The organism is Planctobacterium sp. R6 (assembly GCF_055755215.1).
This window is the reverse complement of record NZ_JBVTQY010000004.1, coordinates 55,373-74,424: the sequence shown is the minus strand read 5'-3', so window position 1 is coordinate 74,424 and position 19,052 is coordinate 55,373. Positions and strand designations below refer to the sequence as shown.

The following is a 19,052-nucleotide window of genomic DNA, read 5'->3' as shown; positions in this document are numbered from 1 at the left end:
CACTATGAGTAATAATTGGCTCCGCAGCTCTGCGGATGTTTTCGCCCAAGGTCCGGTTGTTCCGGTATTGGTAATCAAAGAACTGGAGTACGCAGTGCCATTGGCAAAAGCGTTGATCGCTGGCGGCATTAAGGTGCTTGAAGTGACATTGCGCACACCGGTTGCTATCGATGTCATCGCAAAAATTGCTCAGGAAGTGCCTGAAGCTGTCATTGGTGCTGGCACAGTAACTAATCGTGAGCAGTTAAAGGCTGTTACCGAAGCGGGTGCGCAGTTTGCTATCAGTCCCGGGTTAACCCCTGATTTGCTGAAAGCGGGTCAGGAGGGGTCTATTGCCTTGATCCCAGGAATAGCCTCCATTTCTGAGTTAATGGTGGGCCTGGATCACGGCTATGATCATTTCAAATTTTTCCCGGCAGAAGCATCGGGCGGCATCAAAGCCATCAAATCCATCAGTGGACCCTTCCCGGATGTGACATTTTGTCCTACCGGTGGCATTAGCCCCAATAACTATCTGGACTATCTGGCGTTATCTAACATCAAGTGTGTTGGTGGCTCCTGGTTGGCGCCGGAAGATGCCATGGAGTCAGGTAACTGGCAGCGCATCACTGAGCTGGCAGCAGAAGCCGTTGCGGGTGCAAAGACAGTCAGCCAAAACTAATTGGCGTCTGGCAACAGAGATCAGAAAACCAGCAGTTTTGCTGGTTTTTTTGCATCTGCAGGTTGCTCATTGGTCAACGGGCACTGACCGTGACTATCAGGTTATCGATATAGCGCCCGGCGGGTTTAAAGTCCACATCAGTAACCTTAACTTTAAACGGAATTGAGCTGGTGGAGAGTGGGTTGTAATTGGTATAGCCTCTTGAAAATCCGCCGGCGGCATCAAAGGTACTGCCATCCATCGTTACCTGATAGGGGATCAGGGCTGAGCTATTTTGATGTTTCAGGCCTCTGTTTTCCGAAGCAACAGAGACGGTGTAATGAACATTGGAGTAGATATCAACATTCCAACTGGCGCTGGAGCCGTTATACAGGTTTCCCAATTCCACATAATAGTAACTGCCTGAGCCTGATACCTTCGAGTTGGTGGGCACACTGACATCCAATACAGAAGGAACTTCAGCTGACACCGTCGCCCACACTTCCGGCGAAATGTGATAGCCGTAATAGGTGGCGACAATACTGGTGATACCTGTGTAATTTCCGGCGATTTGTGCATCAGTACTGCGCAGTTGTGCCCAGACTTTCAGGTTTTTTACCCGATATACCGGCACTGCCCAGGCAATACGCCCGTTTATTGAATACTGCGCAAAATGATTGCGGTGTCTGTCTACCAGGTCTGTTTCCATGTTGTCCTGACCTGAACTTAATACCAGTGACGTGTTGTTATCTGTGTAGAAAAGAATGTGGGTTACACAATCATCTGTTCTGTCTGAGAATCTGACTGTGATTGGGATCGTTTGTTGGTTTCGTCTGTTGGCTCGCCATGACAGTGGATCGGTACTGACAGTAAAGTCCGTCGGGCAGAAGTCATAGTAGTACGAATCCGCCAGGCCGGGTTTAATGCTGAGTGCAAATAACCAGAGCAATACTGTGCCAACCAGCATTGCTTGTTTTAAGGGGAATCTGCCAGTGTTAACGCTCATTCTGATACTTTCTCGCTGTCTTTTAGTTTCACTATTCCCAGTCTAATCAGGCTGATTTCTCCTGCGGTTACTGTTATGTTGGCCTGCCGCTGACCAAACTTAATGATGTATTCACCCACCCCGATACCTTCAACAACAAACCGGCCTTTTCGGTTGGTAAACAAGGTTGCGGAATAATTCTCGCCGGTAATGGTACCTCGTTGCAATGATAACGGGTTGTTGTCCGGATCTTTGACGTAGCCTAATACCGTATATGAAAGATCCGAGCCAATTGTTAACACATGACCGGTATTTGCGCCACCAACGATGTTATAGGTACCAGGCCCCCAGTCGTAACCAAACGGCACATTGAGGGCGTTAATATTAATGATCCCTTCGGTATAACCTGAGCCCACATTTACTAATCCGCCAAGTGCTGAACTGGAAGCGCCTAAACTCAATCCGGTGGGGGATGGGTTGATTTTAATGTCTGCTTTTTGCAGCGTTTTATGGGTTTCGATTACGGCAAAAGGTGTTCTGATATTGCTGCCAACGCCCACTTTACCATCCGCTATACCCAACGAACTGGAAAGGTTAACCCGATAATCGTTGCTGCGGGATAAATTGCTGCGTTGCTGGGTTCTGGCGCTCACATCCAGTCTAAATCTGTTGTGAGTATAGCTTCCTGCCAGGTTAACTGATTCCAGGTCATCGGATTTATTACCCTCCAGACTATACCCCCAGTCGTCCTGATAGTTTCGGTTTATTTTTGCATAACTGGCTCGTAAGTTATTATTCTGACTGCGGTAATCAATCCTTTTTCGCGTGAGGCTGCGGTTGTCAAACGCTGACCAGTTAAAATTGATAAACAGGCTGTCTTCATCCTGAGTGACCAGACTATCATTGTTTTGTCGTTGATACTGGATACTGACTCGCATGTTTTGATACCGCCAGTTCAACTGCGCCGAAATGTTTTCCGAAGTGCGGTTTTGATTGTTCTTAGCCCGTCTGGCATTGATGTTAAAATCCATCTTTTCGGTGATAAACCAACTGTAATTTAGTGACCAGCTTTCATCGTTCAGTGAGGTGGGCGATTCCAGCCAGGGCGATTGGACAAAGTTCTTGCGTTTTTGATAGCTCAATCTGAGATTGGGCACGCCGAAACTGGAACTGCCAAATACCGTGTGTTCTGAATCCAGAGAAATCGCTGAACCCGGTGTATCCTGGTATTCACTGGTTGTCATGCGCAGAGTCAGGTTGCCGTATTGCGTCCCGGTGGTAACTGAACTGCCAATTAGGAAGTTACCTTCGCTGTATAGCGCGTTAATACCGGCGGTCAGCGTATTACTAAGTCCTGCCTCATAAAAACCTGTCATGACTAAAGGATCGAGATAATCATAGCTGAAATCGCGAAATTGACTGGGATATCCCATTTTGAATGCCCAAACGGATAGCCCTTCTTCCAACAATTGGGAGTTAAAAAAAGTGTTAAAGGTAAAAGATTCGCGTTCGCCGTTCGCATATGTTGCCACCACTTCTACGTCATTTTGCCCTGTGCTAAGCGGCAGGTCGTTTAAATCATAGCGGCCCGGGTTTAGTCTGACCTTGGCAACTATGTTGTTATTGACGATGACCTGCACTTCACCGGCCTGTTTCATATAAAACTCTTGAGAATTTGTGGGGCTGATTCGTTTCAATGGTTGTAGTTGTTGGTATGGCGTGGAAATGCTCAGTCCGCCGGCATTGAGGGCAGGCAGGTGGCCTTTGTTAAAACTGGAAATGTCACCCACTTCGATGCGCCTGGGTTTGACAAAGTCATCTTTAAACAGTGTTATCTCGCCGCGATATACTTCGCTGTTGTTATCATCTTTTTCAAAAAATGCGGACCAGTCCAGGTTATAGCCATCGTGCCCGCCGAAATTACTTTGTGCAATCCAGTCAAATGCCAGGGCATCGTTTTCCTGATTGGATTTGTCTATGCGCAGATTAAAATTGTTAAGCACCGACCAGCGGGCCGACGGACTGGGTTTGGCTAAATAATTGCGATTGCCGTAAGTTAACTGATCCACCGCCATAGCCTCTGGCGTTAAGGTCAATTGTACTACCAGATCTTTGGTGTTCAGCGCCAGGCTGATACCACGCTCCGCTAATTCTGCAATAGGAATTTCACCCTGGTAATTATTCAAAAACCGTTTCAGGTCGTCATTGATTAACTCCGCCAGCGGCAGGGCAAGCGCATCCCCTTCGACACTGTGCAGGCTAAAGTTATCTAATACAAAGGTGACTTCACCGATTTTCCGTTCCTGCCATTGAACAGGCAAGCCCATGCTGTACATGGCAGCATGGGCATTTAGGGTCAAAAAAAGCAGTATGAGTAATGCATTACTGCGCATTGTCGGCAGTCACCAAATTGACTTGCGCGGGTAGAGGAGATTCAGCAATGAGTTCTTTAATATTGATGGATAACTTATGTTCCGGCATAAGGAAGGTCACCGGCATATTTTGTTGTAACCACTGCCAGTTCCCGGTCATTTCACCATTGATGTGAATAGTGCTTTGTACCAGATTGACCACTGCATCACCGGTATTGACGATGTTCAGGTAACAGTGCTCTTTGTCTGTACAGTCCAGCGTCTGGAGTAACTGTCCAACAGTGTCAGGTTGAGAGACAAATACCAGCGTCGCAAAGTTAAAAATCATATTAACCTGAGAAGCCTGGCCTTGTTGTTCGATAGGGAGCTGTTTAAAAACAATGCGGTAAGACTGGGTTTTTTCAAAATCCGGATCTCCCAGAAATTGTGCTCTGAATACCTGATAGCCATTGGCAGGCACATCAACCTGGGGAGGCAGCACAATAAAGTCTTCTTCAGTTTCGGTGAGTATTTCCTTTTGGTTTTCATCAAAACTGCGCTTGTAAACGACGACTTCAATGGGGACCGGGGTGTCACTGGGGTTGATAACGCGATAGGTGACTGCGGAACGATTTCCGCTGGTGTGAAGCTCTGCCACCATAGGCTGCACCTGATAGGCGAACGCGCTGACGGAGAGGCCTGATAACAGAAAAGAAATTACCCATATAACATGGCGTAAGTGAAGCATGTGTGCACTCCGTTTTTTTTATTTTTATACAGGAAAGCAAAAGTCGGCAGGGCGCCGACTTTTGCTTAAATTGGTATGCACATTTATAACTCAAAATGGGGATTGAGTCACCTGCTACCTTAGTTGTAGGATACGGTGACCGTGATGGTATCTGAATATGAACCCTCGTATTCGAAACCGGATACCTGTGGTCTGATTGACACTGTTTTAGCGACAGAGTCACCTTTGACATCACTCCCCGAGCTTTGATTAACTTCCTGGTCGGAAGTCAGGCTTAAACCAGTCGCCGTATCGGAAATATCTAACAGGTAGCCAATGTCTTTGCCGCTGTGGGTATCATTTTTTAGTACACCACCATTCGCCGATGAATAGGTAGTATTGGCGGTACCTTGCCCGGTGTTACACCAGATTTCGACGCTGGCAACATCCTGTGAATTCGTGGAGGCCAGATCCAGACTGGTAGCACCATTTGCCTGAGTTCTGTTCACCTTACATTCCGGGAGAATTTCTCCACCGATATCAAACGAGGTTTGTTCAGTGTCGTCTACTGAAATGGTGGCAGCAACGTTCAGTGATGTAGCCAGTGTGGCAAAAGCAATTGTTTTAATAAAAGTGTTCATTTGTATTCCCCTAAAATTCTGTTAACTAATTTTGTTTTGATTCTGTTGGTTTATTCGTAAGAAACGGTAACTTCGATGGTGTCAGTGTATGTTCCGGCGTATTCAAATCCGGTAACTAAAGGTTTTACTGAAACCGAACGGGTTGCTTCTGCACCGTCCACACCTTTACCCGAAACCTGATTGACGGTTTGGTCTCTGGTTAGCGATAAATCATTGGCGGTGCCGGAGATATCAATAGAGTAGGCGATTTTCTTTCCTTCCTGGCTGACCATGTAGCCACCATTGATCGAAGAATAAGTCGTTTTGGCTGTTCCTTGTCCGGTATTACACCACAAGGAAATAGAAGCTGTTCTTTGCGCTTCGGCTGATGACAGGTCCAGCGCGGTTGCTGTGGTCGCTGCATTATTAGTGACTTTACATTCAGGTAAAATCTCGCCACCGATATCAAATGAGGTTTGCTCGGTATCATCTACGGAAATTGTGGCATTGGCATTGGCATTTAAAGCAGTAAAAGCAGCGATAGCGATAAGTGTTTTGTTGATAGTTTTCATTGTATGGCCTCTCAAGCATTCGGTTAATTTTGTTTTTGGGGATTTCCCCGTTTGATTAACTCATTGCAGGAGTGGTGCCAACTTTTTTAAATGATGCTGTGGATTTCTCGAAAATCAATTCGCGCCCAAATAAAAGATATAAAAAACAATACGTTAACTGTTAAATTTATAACGTAATTTTTTGAAATTATTTTGAATGGCTCTAAATTTGTGGTGCGAAGCGCAGATCGGCTCGACTTGGCGAGCAAAAATTTGACGCACGTTTACCGGCACAACAGACAATATTCCAGCTGTCATATTTTTGGCAGTCAAAAACATGACACTGCTATCGCATTGCCATTGGCATACACAAATTTGACTGTCGTTTGTATCGTCGTATGTTTATAACCCGGCGCAGGGCACCCTATATTTTAAAATTACCGATAGGCAGTTTCCTTGTTTGATTCGGACGCAACCAAACAAGATTGGGGGAGCAGAAGCAGAACTGTTTAGTTATAGGATACGGTAACGGCTATTGTATCGCTGTACGAACCGCTGTTTTCAAATCCACTAACCTGAGGAATAATTGCAACATTGCTGGATTGTACTCCACCTTGTACACCGGTACCGCTGGCTTGCTGTACCGTCTGAGGAGAGCTCAACGACAGTGCGCTGGCATTGTCACCGACATTAATATTGTAAGCGATTTGGTTGCCAGACTCGTTGACGAGATAACCATTGTTTGCTGAAGAATAAGTGGTATCCGCTGAGTTTTGTCCGGTGTTACACCAGACTGAAATGGTAGCGGCACTTTGCGCAGAAGCATTGCTTAAGTCTAAACTCGCAGCCTGTTCCGTTGTGGCGTTGGCTACTTTACACTCTGCTGCAATAGAGCCACCAATATCAAACGACGTTTGCTCTGTTGCGTCGAGCGACATTTGGGCTGATGCGTTTATCGCTAAACCGGATAAACACAGCACAGCAGCAAGCACTCCTGGTTTCTTCATTGACTTGTCTCTAAAATCGCATCGCATTTATATTGTTGTCAAACAATATAAACGGGACGCTGAGCAACATATCGCGATAAACGCGACCATTGCCTGATACCTTCACACCTTAAAGACTATATCGGCAAAAATTCTGGTTCTCAAGTCACAATTTTGCAAATTTCCTAACTTTAGTTCCGGGTACACTCCTCATCTTGTTTGTTCTCTGTAACATTTGTTATTTCAATATCGGCTTAGGTTGCAGCCAACATTGAAATAACAAAGGCCTCGTCAGAGGCCTTGCAGAATTACTCGTAAGAAACGGTAATGCTGATGGTATCGGAATAGCTACCTTCGTATTCAAATCCGTTAACCTGCGGTCTGATTGACACCGTACGTGCGATTGATGCGCCTTCGATATCTGCGCCAGAACCCTGGGATACAGTTTGCGCGGTAGAAAGGTCAATGCCGGTTTGCGTATCAGAAATATCTAACAGGTAGGCGATATCTTCTCCGGAGTGAGTACCATTTTTCAGTACACCACCGTTAAGCGATTCATAGGTGGTATTAGCAGTGCTTTGCCCGGTGTTACACCAGATTTCAACAGTGGCAACGCCCTGAGCTTCTGTCGATGCCAGGTTCAATGACATGGCGCCAGAAGAGGAAGTGTTGTTGACTTTACACTCGGGTAAAATGGTTCCGCCAATTTCGAATGACGTTTCTGCGGTATCGTCAACCGATATCGCGGCATTGGTGTTTAAAGCTGCAGTCACAGAAAGTAAAGCAACGGTTTTAATAAATTTTTTCATTGTTTTATTCCTAAAGGTTGAAATTGCAGCCCGGCTGTCTCTTGCTCGTTCTCCTAAAAACTGAGAGACCCGTGGATTTCCGTCCTTACCTCGCGATAAGTTTGGCAGGTTTAAAGCGTTCGGGTCTTCCTTAGCAGGTGGTGTGCCAACTTTTAAATTGACACCTAAATCGGTGTGTTGAAACTTCGGGTGTGATATTTAACTGTATGAAATTACTGGATAAAAATGGGTGTCTAATACTTTTGTCCAGGTTGGTTGGTCAAGTTGGCGGCAGGTTTCGAAGCCTAATATTAAGAGTGGGATTTCAATTTTTTGACGGCGTGATTTTGCCGCTTTTACTGTTGCCGGAGGCGAAGGGACGGATAGAGTTTAGGCGCAGTCGATCATGAGATCGACTGCGTTAGCGTATGGCTTTGGCCCGGTGCGATGGAAAGAGGTGATGTTATTGCCGCTTCAACACAGACAAAATGCTGTATTGATTCATCCGGAATGTTATTGATCGTTGTCACTAACGTGGCACCGGGATTCCAAACTACCAGACTGTCATGGCCAGCATTGTCTGTGACGGTGTGAGCGTCTTTATCTTTAATGGTGACCTGGTTTATCTGGGTTTCGTGGATCCGATCCACTTCGCCATCAAAATTGTAATGTGCCGGTGTTTCAAATGTTTCAAAGTTTTTTGTCTTGTCCCGGTATGGTCCTGTTAAGCCGGTCAGGATCACATCATTTAAGTTGTCGACACGAAAATAGGTGTGCAGTGCGCTGGTAACAGTAAAGGTCTGCGTGTCGGTGTTGTGTGTGGTTAGTGACATTGTTAGTTTGTTACCAATAACGATGTTGTACACCAGTGTAGCTGAATAGGGAAAACCTGGCTGATGGTTACAGCTGAACTGCAATTGTATCTCTGTTTCACCGGATGCCAGGCTATTAATATGAGCAATCGTCCACTGGCTGGTGCGGGCAAAACCATGAGCAGGTAGGTCTGCTGAATTGTCGGGAAACTGATTGGAGAACCATGGCCAACATACGGGAGTGCCACCGCGGATTGCTTCGTTGCCTTCGAGGTTAGCCAGAGGACTGAGCCATAAGCGTTCTTTGTTGTCCTGCTTCGGAATAAAAGAAAACACATGAGCGCCAACCAGAGAAATACTGGCTTTTGCGAATTGATTTTCGATATGGATAACTTGATTGTGGGAAAGCGTATCGATTGAGATAGTCTGCATAGTATTTCTGGTTTTAGTAAAGCGGTTGACGGGTAACTGGCGTACCAATAAAAAAGGCGACATATGTCGCCTCAGAGCGTATTGTTCTCTGCAAAGTTTGTACTACAGAGACCAACTGCCTCTATAGTACAGCAGATTAGTGCTGATTACTTCGCGATGTGTGCCGCCAGGTCAAGAACCTTGTTTGAGTAGCCAATTTCGTTGTCGTACCAGGAGACTAATTTAACGAAAGTATCTGTTAGTGCGATACCTGCTTTAGCATCAAATATGGAAGTGCGAACATCTCCGATAAAATCCTGAGAAACCACTTCGTCTTCGGTGTAACCCAAAATACCGGCCAGCTCTCCTTCGGATGCTTCTTTAATCGCTGCACAGATTTGTTCATAACTGGCAGGTTTTGCCAAGTTTACTGTCAGATCTACCACAGATACATCCGGTGTAGGTACTCTGAATGCCATGCCGGTTAACTTACCATTTAACGCAGGGATAACTTTACCGACTGCTTTGGCGGCACCTGTCGATGATGGAATGATGTTTTGATACGCACCACGACCACCACGCCAGTCTTTCATTGACGGGCCATCGACGGTTTTTTGCGTTGCAGTGGCGGCGTGAACTGTCGTCATCAGGCCATCTACAATACCAAACTTATCATTGATAACTTTTGCCAGTGGTGCCAGGCAGTTTGTCGTACAGGAGGCATTGGAAACAATGTCCTGGCCTTCGTATTCTTTGTGATTAACACCCATGACGAACATCGGCGTGGCATCTTTTGAAGGTGCTGACAGTACGACTTTTTTAGCACCGGCTTTGATGTGGGCACGGGCTGTTTCGTCAGTCAGGAACAAACCGGTAGACTCAACAACGACATCTGTATCTAAATCGCCCCAGGCCAGATTGGCAGGATCACGTTCAGCAGTAATGCGAATGGGTTTGCCATTGACGATTAATTGCCCGCCTTCGACTTCAACTGTGCCTTTGAAACGACCATGTGTGGAGTCGTATTTCAGCATGTACGCCATGTATTCAGCGTCTAACAGATCGTTAATACCAACAATCTCTATATCATCTCTTTCACATGCCGCTCTAAAAACAAATCGACCGATGCGGCCAAAGCCATTGATACCTACGTTAATTGCCATGAGTATTCCTCGCGATCTCGGTATAAAATGAAAATAAATTACGGAAATTATGTCTTAATACCGACAATATAGCAAAATAATTTCAATAAATGTTGTTTAATTACAGTTTTTCGTAATGCAAATTTCTTCCAACTGTTTTATTTTAGACTGGTTAAATTGGTCTATTATTTAAAATTTGTTGTCTGAATACGTTTGCAGTCACAGCCGCAGCTGTTTCGGATCGCTAGCGGGTGTTGATAGAATAGCCCACTTAAACGATTTTGATACAAGCTAACGTTTAAACGTTTGGACCATGGTTTTGTGACATCTGATAGATATCGTTGTCGTAAGTACCGCTGAGACCACAATGTCCAGTGTTAGCAATGAATAGGAAGCTAAGCCAGCATGACCCCATCTGTGATTGAAAAATTGGTAGAAATTCGTGGCATTGAGTCGAATTACGTCGACGCCTGGGGGAAACCCGCTACGGTCAGTGAAACCAGTAAAGCCAGACTACTGGAAACCATGGGATATACCGTTTCTGATGAGACGGCTCTGCAAACGGAGTTAAAAGAGTTTGTCGCTAACAACTGGATGCAACCGTTAAATCCGGTGCAGGTAAATCGCGAAGGTGAGCAAGTTGTTTGCGCCCTCCGTTTGCCAATTGAATTGGTCAACGACAGTTATGATCTGCGCTTTGTGTTAGAAGACGGCACGGAACTGCATCAGATACTTATCCCTTCTGATGGTGAGTTGATCAATGTGGCACACATCGACGATATTGAGTTTCAGGAATACATCATTGATATTCAGCACGTATTACCACTGGGCTATCACGATGTACACTTGCTGGGTGATGATGGCGATAAAATTGCCGACATGCGCCAAATCATTGCGCCCAAATCATGTTACAAGCCCGACAATATTGCCGATGGCAATAAAGTGTGGGGGCTAAGTGTTCAATTATATTGTTTACGCAGTGAGAAGAACTGGGGGATTGGAGATTTCACTGATCTGACCTATCTGATTCAGGAAAGCGGTCGTCAGGGAGCGCAATTTGTCGGCCTGAACCCTATTCACGCCTTGTATCCCGCTGATCCCGAAGCTTGCAGTCCTTATGGTCCTTCGTCTCGTCGTTGGCTTAATTTTATCTATATTGATGTCACCAGACTGGATGGGTACAGCAATGAAAGTGTCCAGGCGATAGTGAAAGCGCCTGAATTTCAGGCCGCACTGGAACACGTAAGAAATGTGGATTACGTAGACTATGACGCGGTAGTGAAATTAAAGCTGCAGGTGCTGAAAGCCGTATTTGAAGTTCAGTGGAAAAAGTCACTGAGCAAAAATACCAAACTCAACAAGGCCTTTAAGGGCTTTATTGAAGAAGGCGGTGAAAGTCTTGAAATGTTGGCAACGTACGATGCTATTCAGGAAAAGTTAGCGTCTGAAGGTAAGGCATCGTGGGGCTGGCCGGTTTTTCCTAAGGAATTGAGTGAGTTTCATAAACCGGGTGTTGAAAAGTTTTTTAAAGCCAACAGTAAAACGGTTAAGTTTTATATGTTTTTACAGTGGCAGGCTGCGCTGCAATTAGATGCTGCACAAAACGCCGCGTATCAGTCGGGCATGAGTATCGGCATCTACCGAGACCTGGCCGTAGGCGTCAGTGAGGGCAGTGCTGAAATCTGGGGAAACAGAGATCTGTACATCACAGAAGCCAGTGTTGGTGCGCCACCCGATGTGCTGGGTCCACTGGGACAAAACTGGGGCTTACCGCCTATGGATCCGGAAACCCTGTATCAGCAAAAATACCAGCCAATTATCGACTTGTTTAGTTCTAACATGAAGTCAGCCGGGGCATTAAGAATTGATCACGTTATGGCGTTATTGCGCTTGTGGTGGGTTCCCAAAGGTGAAAATGCGAAAGCAGGCGGCTATGTTTATTACCCGGTTGATGACCTTCTTGGTATTTTGGCGTTGGAAAGCCACCGCAATGAAAACCTGGTGATCGGTGAAGACCTGGGCACGGTTCCGGATGAAATCCGTATTAAACTGGCGGAAAATGGCGTGCATTCCTATCGGGTATTTTTCTTTGAACAGGCAAAAGACGGTGGCTTTTACTCTCCGCATCATTACCCGGTGCAATCAATGTCGACACTGACAACCCACGATATGCCGACGCTGACCGGTTTCTGGCATTGCCTGGATCTGGAAAAGGGCCAGGAGCTGGGGCTTTACCCAAGTGAAGAAATATTACAAGAACTCTACAGCAGTCGACACGATAATAAACAGCAGATATTAGATACGCTGCACGGTCACTTCTCTATCCCTGACTGGATGGGACGTCAGGTAGAGCAGGTGGGTATGGTCAAAGAGCTTAATCACGGCATGCAGTACCACATGGCTAAAGGCAGCAGTGCATTGCTGAGTTTGCAGCTGGAAGATTGGCTGGAAATGGATAAGCCGGTGAACATACCGGGAACATTCAAAGAGTATCCAAACTGGAAGCGTAAATTAACTCGCAATCTGGAGCAAATTTTTTCAGATCCGGTATTAAATAGTCTAGCCTTAGGGTTGACCGAAACCAGAAAGAAGGCGTCAGAACAAAAGTAGTGTGTCGCTAAACTGCCTCCGGCAAACATCATCCACAATGAGCAAAAATGGGTAGATTAATGCAAATAGTAGAAAAGTTAGAAGTCGCCAATTGTGGTTCGCCTTTTGAAATGTTGGGTTTAAAAGAATCTGAAAAAGGCCGAACATTAACAGTATGGAAGCCAGGTGCGAAATCTATCAAGGTGAAGGATTTAAGCACGGGCAAAATACTGGCTGACATGACCCCGGCCAACAAAACCGGGCTGTTCGTTGCAGAATTTGCGCAGCAAGACGATTTTTACTATTCGCTGGATGTCGAAAATGAAGACGGGGGGTTTAATCAAATAGATCCTTACCAGTTTCAGGAGCAGGCCTATCACGCGGTGCATTTTGTTGATCACCAGCCGGAGAACGTCTACAACCAGTTAGGCGCTCAGGTGTTGTCTTTAGACATCGGTCTGGAAAAGCCAGTGCCCGGTACGCGGTTTGCGGTGTATGCGCCCAATGCTTCTTCGGTGGCCCTGGTGGGCGACTTTAACTGGTGGAACGGAGCCACGCATCCCATGCAAAAAACCAGCATGGGGTATTGGGTTTTGTTTGTGCCGGGAGTGCAGGCCGGCGTGAAGTATAAATACCACGTCAAAGACAGCCATGGAAACGGATTGCCACACAAGGCCGATCCGGTCGGGTTTCAGGCAGAACAATACCCCTCTCATGCCTCAGTGGTGTACGATCACCAATCCTATCAATGGCAAGATACAAAATGGATGCAGCGAGAGCAGGGCAGTGTTTACGAAAAGCCCATGAGTGTTTATGAAGTGCATCTGGGGTCCTGGCGCAAAAAGACTGACGAGAACGGCCAGCTTGCCTATCTCTCCTACAAAGAACTGGCAGCCGAATTGATCCCTTATCTAAAAGACATGGGTTACACGCACCTTGAGGTGTTGCCGGTTCACGAACATCCTTTTGATGGTTCCTGGGGGTATCAACCGGTAGGTTTGTTTGCCCCAACCAGTCGTTTTGGCGATCCTGACGACTTCAAATATTTTGTCGATCAGTGCCACCAGAACGATATTTCAGTCATCATTGACTGGGTGCCAGCACACTTTCCGGAAGACGGTCACGGCTTGGCAAGGTTTGATGGTACGCACGTTTATGAATACGAAGATCCGCGCAAGGGCTGGCATCCTGACTGGAATTCCTGCATCTACGATTTTGGTAAAGATACGGTGCGTCAATTTCTGGTGGCCAACGCATTGTATTGGGTTGATAAGTTTCATATCGACGGACTCAGAGTTGATGCGGTAGCGTCAATGTTATATCTGGATTATTCCCGTAACGACGGTGAGTGGATCCCCAATGTTGATGGCGGCAATAAAAATTACGAGGCCATCAGTCTGTTGCAATGGATGAACCGGGAAGTTTACCAGAAACACCCTCATGCCATTACCATCGCAGAAGAGTCCACTTCATTCCCCAAAGTATCTCGTCCAATATATGACGGTGGCCTTGGCTTTGGCTTTAAGTGGAATATGGGCTGGATGCACGATACCTTGCATTATATTGCTAAAGACCCCGCATATCGACGCTACCATCACAATGAAATTACCTTCTCTATGGTTTATGCCTTTGATGAGAATTTTGTATTGCCGATTTCTCACGATGAAGTTGTGCATGGTAAAGGCTCATTGCTGCGCAAGATGCCCGGTGATGAGTGGCAACAGGCGGCGAATATGCGCCTGTATGCCGCGTTTATGTATGCCCATCCGGGTAAGAAGTTAAACTTCATGGGGAACGAGATTGCGCAGTCTGCTGAGTGGAATCACGACAGCTCGATTAACTGGCATCTGTTAGAATTTGATAAACACAAAGGAATTCAAAGCCTGTACCGTGATCTAAATCACTTGTATCAGCAACAACCTGCATTGCATGAACAAGACTGCCATCATGAGGGCTTTGAATGGATAGACCATCACAATTCTGAGCAAAGTATTCTTTCATTTGTCCGAAAATCAAAAGATGGCAAAGAAAAGGTATATATAGTCAGTAACTTTACGCCGATTCCTCGCGAACAATTCCGATTAGGGGTGTTGGACAAGGGCAACTATCAGTTATTGCTGACTTCTGATGATAAAGATTATTGGGGCAGCGGCTTTAACTGTAAAGACAACGTCAAATCTGAAAGCGTCGCCTGGAATGACCGCGAGCAGTCAATTTGTATTAATATACCGCCGTTGGCCACCTTATACATTTTACATAAAGAAAAATAGCTATGGACGAAAAATGGATACTTGAAACCGGTTCGCCGCTGCCGATGGGCGCGACACTGAGTAGCGAAGGGTGTAATTTTTCATTACATGCACCTGACGCAGAAGCTGTCCATTTGTGTTTGTACAACCAGGCTGAACAGCCCATTGCTGAATTACCCTTACCTAAAAAGACCGGTAAGGTATGGCATGGATTGGTAAAAGGCATAAAACCCGGGCAACGTTATGGCTATCGGGTTCATGGTGCGAATATGCCGCAACTGGGGTTGCGCTTCGATCCGCAAAAACTGCTGATTGATCCCTATGCCAAAAGGTTGACCAGACCACTGGTCTGGAACAAAGCTCAGTACGAAGGAGACAGTGCTGAGATGATTCCCAAAGCTGTCGTGTGTGACAACGACTTTAACTGGGATGGTGTTGAAAAACCCCTGTATGGCCCCGACGAAATCATTCTGTATGAAACTCACGTCAAAGGCTTAACACAGCAACACCCTGAGGTTCCCAAAAAATTGCGGGGTACGTATCTGGGCGTTGCCAGTGCACCGGTGATCAAGCACTTGCAGGCCTTAGGGGTAACGGCTGTGCAACTACTACCGGTTATGGCTGCCATGCCTGAACCCTTTATCACCGAAAAAGGGCTGACTAATTACTGGGGTTACAACACCATTAATTATTTTTCTCCTGATAGTCGTTTTGCCATTGAAGACCCGGTCAATGAATTCAAAACTATGGTTAAAACACTTCATCAGGCTGGCATTGAAGTGATTCTGGATGTGGTTTACAACCACACAGCTGAAAGCGGAGATCAGGGGCCTACCTTGTCCTTTAAAGGTATCGATAATTCCGCGTTCTACCTCTTTGAAATGAACGAGCATGGCGCAGTGGATTTTCTGCAATACAGCAATAATTCAGGTTGTGGCAACAGTGTCGATATTTCTCATCCTTATACTATGCGCCTGGTACTGGATTCGTTGCGCTATTGGGTGGAAGAAATGGGCGTGGATGGCTTTCGATTCGACCTGGCGGCCAGTTTGGGCAGAGATCCTCATGAGTTTTCGGCATCTTCGGGATTTTTTAAAGCCCTGCGACAAGATCCCGTGCTGCAACAGGCCAAGTTAATTGCTGAACCATGGGATATTGGTCATGGTGGTTATCGCCTCGGTCACTTCCCCAGCAACTGGCACGAGTGCAATGACAAATACCGTGACAATGTACGCGCGTTCTGGCGCGGTGACAAAGGCCTCACCAGCGAATTCGCCACCCGTTTACTGGGGTCCCGCGACGTCTTTAAAAAGGGACATCGCTCTATACATTCTTCCGTCAATTTTATTAGTTACCACGATGGCTTTACCTTGCATGATCTGGTTACTTTTCGCGAGAAACACAACGAAGCCAACAGGGAACAAAACCGGGATGGTCACGGCCACAATGTATCGGAAAACTATGGTGTCGAAGGGGAAACCCGCAAGCCTGCAATCATCGCAATTCGCGAGCGACAAAAACGCAATTTGTTTACCACTTTATTGTTGTCTCAGGGCATTCCACATTTACTCGGTGGCGACGAACTAAGCCGTACACAGTTGGGCAACAACAATGCCTATTGCCAGGATAACGAAATCAGCTGGTATCACTGGAAGCTGAACGAGCGGAAACAAGACTTTTTACACTTTTGTCAGGCGGTCGTGGCATTGCGTAAGAACAGCGTATTGTTGCGCAATTTAAATTTGGAAGATGATAGTTTTTGCAACCGGCACAATGTGGTCAGTGTGGGTTGGTATCGTCCTGATGGTCGTCGCAAAGTTGAGGATGATTGGCACGACGCTGACAACCAGGCGTTTGCGGTGGAATTACAAGGGGATGACCAGTCAGATGAACACTGGTTATTGCTGTTTAATGCCAGTGATCACGATGTCAGGTTTAGCTTGCCAGAGCTATCTGCAGATATCGCCTGGCGACTCAAACTGGATACCCGCTACAACAAATTACGTGATCTACCGGAAATCTCGGTAACCGGACATTTTCTGCAGTCTGAAAAAAGCATCAGCGTATTTCGTAAACGAAAGAAGTAGGCTTTCGGTGAATTAAACTCACTGACAGGGATTGTTTACAGTTCAAATCGCTATCACTGGCTGCAAAAGACATCAGTAATGGTTATAATACAACGCCATAACACTGCACATTATTAGTACCTTGCCTGTCTTCGGGTAACCGGTACTCCTACTAAGGATTTCTCAGTACATGTCTGATTCACTTTGTAATATCGGCTTTATCGGTTTGGGGGTTATGGGTAAGAACCTCACGCTTAATCTGGCTGACCACGGTTTTAAAATCGCCTGTTTTGATCTGGATAGCAGTAAGATAGATGATCTTATTGCCACCGATAAACATGAAAATCCGCAAGGTGAATCCCGTATAGTGGGTTGTTACTCCTATACTGAGTTATTGCAAAAACTCACTGCACCACACCTTATTATTTTGTCGGTACCGGCTGGTGAACCCGTTGATCACGTTTGTCACCATCTGATAGATGCTGGTATTGAGGCGGATGACATTGTCATTGACACCGGTAACAGCTTGTGGACGGATTCCGTTGAGCGGGAAAAGAAATACAAAGGTAAATTTATCTTCTTCTCGACAGCCGTTTCCGGTGGCGAAGTTGGGGCGCGTTTTGGGCCTTCGCTGATGCCCTCTGGCGATCCTTACGCCTGGACCCGTATCGAACCGGTTTTCACCGCGATCGCCGCAAAAGTGGACCCCGAAACTGGTAAGCCAATGGAATCCCATGTGCCAGGTCAACCGATTCAGGGTGGCGAGCCATGTGCGACTTATATTGGTCCGATTGGCGCTGGTCACTATGTCAAAATGGTACACAATGGCATTGAATATGCCGATATGCAGTTGATTTGCGAAGCATACGATTTAATGAAAACCGGACTGGGTATGACCAGCCTGGAAATTGCCGAAATATTCAGAGAATGGAACAAAGGCATTCTCAACAGTTACCTGATGGAAATTAGTGCCGAAGTTTTATCTAAGATCGACGACGAAACCGGACAGCCTCTGGTGGAGCTGATCATGGATAAAGCGGGACAAAAAGGCACTGGCTTATGGACGGCAGTTAGTGCTCTGCAGGTTGGTGCACCCACGCAAACCATTACTCAGGCGGTATTTGCCAGAAGTTTATCCAGCCTAAAAGCTGAGAGAACACAGGCCGCATCGGTATTGACCGGCCCGGAACCGGCTCCCTTGTCAAATGACGCCAAATCGGCGGCGATTGAGGCATTACGCGATGCCCTGTATTGCTCCAAAATATGCTCTTATGCTCAGGGTTTTCAGTTGATGGCCATGGCAGCGAAAGAGCACGGCTGGAAGCTGGAATTTGCTGAAATCGCAAAAATTTGGCGAGCAGGTTGCATTATTCGTGCTGTTTTTCTGCAGTCGATTACCAACGCCTATGAGCGCGATGATGACTTAGCCAATCTGCTTTTAGATCCTTTTTTCGCTGAGCAGCTTATCAACTTACAGGGGCACTGGCGAAAAACCATTGCTGATGCCACACTGATGGGGATCCCCTGTGCAGCGATGTCTTCGGCATTAAATTATTTTGATTCCTATCGTCGGGAAACCCTACCGGCTAATTTGCTGCAGGGACAACGGGATTATTTTGGCGCGCACACCTATGAACGCGTGGATTGTACGCCCGGTAAAAAGTATCACACAGAATGGAATATGACAGGGCAACCGCAAATAAAGATTAAACGCTAAGCTGAGGTATTATGAAACTGACTGAGCAACAATGGCGAGATAAGCTGACCAACGAGGAGTATCGCGTTTGTCGGGAAAAGGGCACAGAGCGACCTTTTACCGGTGAACTGCTCAATGTCACCGAGCAGGGCGATTATTGTTGTAAGTGTTGTGGCGCGCTGTTGTTCAGTTCAGAGCATAAATTTGATGCCGGCTGTGGCTGGCCATCATTTTTTGAAGAAGCGCAGCAGGGCAATGTGGGTTATCACGAAGACCACAGCCATGGTATGCACCGAATCGAGATTGTGTGTAACAGCTGCGACGCCCACCTTGGGCATGTGTTTCCGGATGGTCCACAACCCACCGGAAAGCGTTATTGCGTGAATTCTGTATCCATGGCATTCAGCGCCAAAGAGTAGCCTGCCATCTGTACAGATAT

General features: G+C 46.4%; 15 protein-coding genes and 1 riboswitch. Of the genes, 6 read left to right on the top strand and 9 right to left on the bottom strand.

Annotation, left to right across the window (positions count from 1 at the left end; genetic code table 11):
- Nucleotides 1-4: 4 nt before the first annotated feature.
- A complete protein-coding gene (locus AC0J20_RS04210) occupies nucleotides 5-661 on the top strand; it encodes a bifunctional 4-hydroxy-2-oxoglutarate aldolase/2-dehydro-3-deoxy-phosphogluconate aldolase (protein WP_229530527.1) in 657 nt (218 codons plus the stop codon).
- 73 nt (nucleotides 662-734) lie between these two features.
- Here the strand turns inward: AC0J20_RS04210 and AC0J20_RS04205 are convergent, their stop codons facing one another.
- From AC0J20_RS04205 to gap, 9 genes are all read right to left on the bottom strand, one after another.
- Nucleotides 735-1,646 (bottom strand): hypothetical protein, encoded by a 912-nt coding sequence (locus AC0J20_RS04205; RefSeq protein WP_229530528.1) that lies wholly within the window; start codon nucleotides 1,644-1,646, stop codon nucleotides 735-737.
- Nucleotides 1,643-4,018 (bottom strand): fimbria/pilus outer membrane usher protein, encoded by a 2,376-nt coding sequence (locus tag AC0J20_RS04200; RefSeq protein WP_473020737.1) that lies wholly within the window; start codon nucleotides 4,016-4,018, stop codon nucleotides 1,643-1,645. The genes AC0J20_RS04205 and AC0J20_RS04200 overlap by 4 nt, the downstream gene beginning before the upstream one ends.
- On the bottom strand, nucleotides 4,008-4,724 hold the full coding sequence (locus tag AC0J20_RS04195) for a fimbria/pilus periplasmic chaperone (protein WP_229530530.1): 717 nt from the start codon (nucleotides 4,722-4,724) through the stop codon (nucleotides 4,008-4,010). Before AC0J20_RS04195 ends, AC0J20_RS04200 begins: the two co-directional genes overlap by 11 nt.
- Nucleotides 4,725-4,843: 119 nt before the next feature.
- Nucleotides 4,844-5,344 (bottom strand): hypothetical protein, encoded by a 501-nt coding sequence (locus tag AC0J20_RS04190; RefSeq protein WP_473020736.1) that lies wholly within the window; start codon nucleotides 5,342-5,344, stop codon nucleotides 4,844-4,846.
- A 50-nt stretch (nucleotides 5,345-5,394) separates the two neighbouring features.
- The gene (locus AC0J20_RS04185; RefSeq protein ID WP_473020735.1) at nucleotides 5,395-5,895 is read right to left on the bottom strand and encodes a hypothetical protein; all 501 of its coding nucleotides are present in this window, start codon (nucleotides 5,893-5,895) and stop codon (nucleotides 5,395-5,397) included.
- A gap of 488 nt (nucleotides 5,896-6,383) precedes the next feature.
- Complete coding sequence (locus AC0J20_RS04180; protein WP_473020734.1) at nucleotides 6,384-6,881, bottom strand: Csu type fimbrial protein; 498 nt, start codon at nucleotides 6,879-6,881, stop codon at nucleotides 6,384-6,386.
- A gap of 287 nt (nucleotides 6,882-7,168) precedes the next feature.
- Entirely contained in the window at nucleotides 7,169-7,669 is a 501-nt protein-coding gene (locus tag AC0J20_RS04175) for a hypothetical protein (protein ID WP_229530534.1), read from the bottom strand.
- Between the two features lie 21 nt (nucleotides 7,670-7,690).
- A riboswitch (cyclic di-GMP riboswitch) is annotated at nucleotides 7,691-7,785 on the bottom strand.
- Between the two features lie 267 nt (nucleotides 7,786-8,052).
- On the bottom strand, nucleotides 8,053-8,955 hold the full coding sequence (locus tag AC0J20_RS04170; protein ID WP_473020733.1) for a D-hexose-6-phosphate mutarotase: 903 nt from the start codon (nucleotides 8,953-8,955) through the stop codon (nucleotides 8,053-8,055).
- A gap of 83 nt (nucleotides 8,956-9,038) precedes the next feature.
- Nucleotides 9,039-10,034 (bottom strand): type I glyceraldehyde-3-phosphate dehydrogenase, encoded by a 996-nt coding sequence (gap, locus tag AC0J20_RS04165; protein WP_229530536.1) that lies wholly within the window; start codon nucleotides 10,032-10,034, stop codon nucleotides 9,039-9,041.
- A gap of 384 nt (nucleotides 10,035-10,418) precedes the next feature.
- Between gap and malQ the strand changes: the two genes are divergently transcribed.
- From malQ to msrB, 5 genes are all read left to right on the top strand, one after another.
- A complete protein-coding gene (gene malQ, locus AC0J20_RS04160) occupies nucleotides 10,419-12,623 on the top strand; it encodes a 4-alpha-glucanotransferase (RefSeq protein ID WP_473020732.1) in 2,205 nt (734 codons plus the stop codon).
- Between the two features lie 59 nt (nucleotides 12,624-12,682).
- A complete protein-coding gene (glgB, locus tag AC0J20_RS04155) occupies nucleotides 12,683-14,872 on the top strand; it encodes a 1,4-alpha-glucan branching protein GlgB (protein WP_473020731.1) in 2,190 nt (729 codons plus the stop codon).
- A 2-nt stretch (nucleotides 14,873-14,874) separates the two neighbouring features.
- Complete coding sequence (gene glgX, locus AC0J20_RS04150; protein WP_473020730.1) at nucleotides 14,875-16,938, top strand: glycogen debranching protein GlgX; 2,064 nt, start codon at nucleotides 14,875-14,877, stop codon at nucleotides 16,936-16,938.
- A 169-nt stretch (nucleotides 16,939-17,107) separates the two neighbouring features.
- Nucleotides 17,108-18,634 carry an NADP-dependent phosphogluconate dehydrogenase gene (gene gndA / locus AC0J20_RS04145; protein ID WP_473020729.1) on the top strand — a complete coding sequence of 509 codons (1,527 nt, stop codon included), beginning with the start codon at nucleotides 17,108-17,110 and terminating at the stop codon, nucleotides 18,632-18,634.
- 11 nt (nucleotides 18,635-18,645) lie between these two features.
- Nucleotides 18,646-19,032: a peptide-methionine (R)-S-oxide reductase MsrB gene (gene msrB / locus AC0J20_RS04140; protein WP_473020728.1), complete on the top strand. Its 387-nt coding sequence runs from the start codon at nucleotides 18,646-18,648 to the stop codon at nucleotides 19,030-19,032.
- Nucleotides 19,033-19,052: the final 20 nt, after the last annotated feature.

Excerpts from the sequence above, each read along its gene's own strand:
- msrB (WP_473020728.1), top strand. The coding sequence starts at position 18,646 with ATGAAACTGACTGAGCAACAATGGCGAGATAAGCTGACCAACGAGGAG.
- gndA (WP_473020729.1), top strand. The coding sequence starts at position 17,108 with ATGTCTGATTCACTTTGTAATATCGGCTTTATCGGTTTGGGGGTTATG.
- glgB (WP_473020731.1), top strand. The coding sequence starts at position 12,683 with ATGCAAATAGTAGAAAAGTTAGAAGTCGCCAATTGTGGTTCGCCTTTT.
- AC0J20_RS04170 (WP_473020733.1), bottom strand. The coding sequence starts at position 8,955 with ATGTCGCCTTTTTTATTGGTACGCCAGTTACCCGTCAACCGCTTTACT.
- gap (WP_229530536.1), bottom strand. The coding sequence starts at position 10,034 with ATGGCAATTAACGTAGGTATCAATGGCTTTGGCCGCATCGGTCGATTT.
- AC0J20_RS04175 (WP_229530534.1), bottom strand. The coding sequence starts at position 7,669 with ATGAAAAAATTTATTAAAACCGTTGCTTTACTTTCTGTGACTGCAGCT.
- AC0J20_RS04195 (WP_229530530.1), bottom strand. The coding sequence starts at position 4,724 with ATGCTTCACTTACGCCATGTTATATGGGTAATTTCTTTTCTGTTATCA.
- AC0J20_RS04205 (WP_229530528.1), bottom strand. The coding sequence starts at position 1,646 with ATGAGCGTTAACACTGGCAGATTCCCCTTAAAACAAGCAATGCTGGTT.
- malQ (WP_473020732.1), top strand. The coding sequence starts at position 10,419 with ATGACCCCATCTGTGATTGAAAAATTGGTAGAAATTCGTGGCATTGAG.
- AC0J20_RS04180 (WP_473020734.1), bottom strand. The coding sequence starts at position 6,881 with ATGAAGAAACCAGGAGTGCTTGCTGCTGTGCTGTGTTTATCCGGTTTA.
- AC0J20_RS04185 (WP_473020735.1), bottom strand. The coding sequence starts at position 5,895 with ATGAAAACTATCAACAAAACACTTATCGCTATCGCTGCTTTTACTGCT.
- glgX (WP_473020730.1), top strand. The coding sequence starts at position 14,875 with ATGGACGAAAAATGGATACTTGAAACCGGTTCGCCGCTGCCGATGGGC.
- AC0J20_RS04200 (WP_473020737.1), bottom strand. The coding sequence starts at position 4,018 with ATGCGCAGTAATGCATTACTCATACTGCTTTTTTTGACCCTAAATGCC.
- AC0J20_RS04210 (WP_229530527.1), top strand. The coding sequence starts at position 5 with ATGAGTAATAATTGGCTCCGCAGCTCTGCGGATGTTTTCGCCCAAGGT.
- AC0J20_RS04190 (WP_473020736.1), bottom strand. The coding sequence starts at position 5,344 with ATGAACACTTTTATTAAAACAATTGCTTTTGCCACACTGGCTACATCA.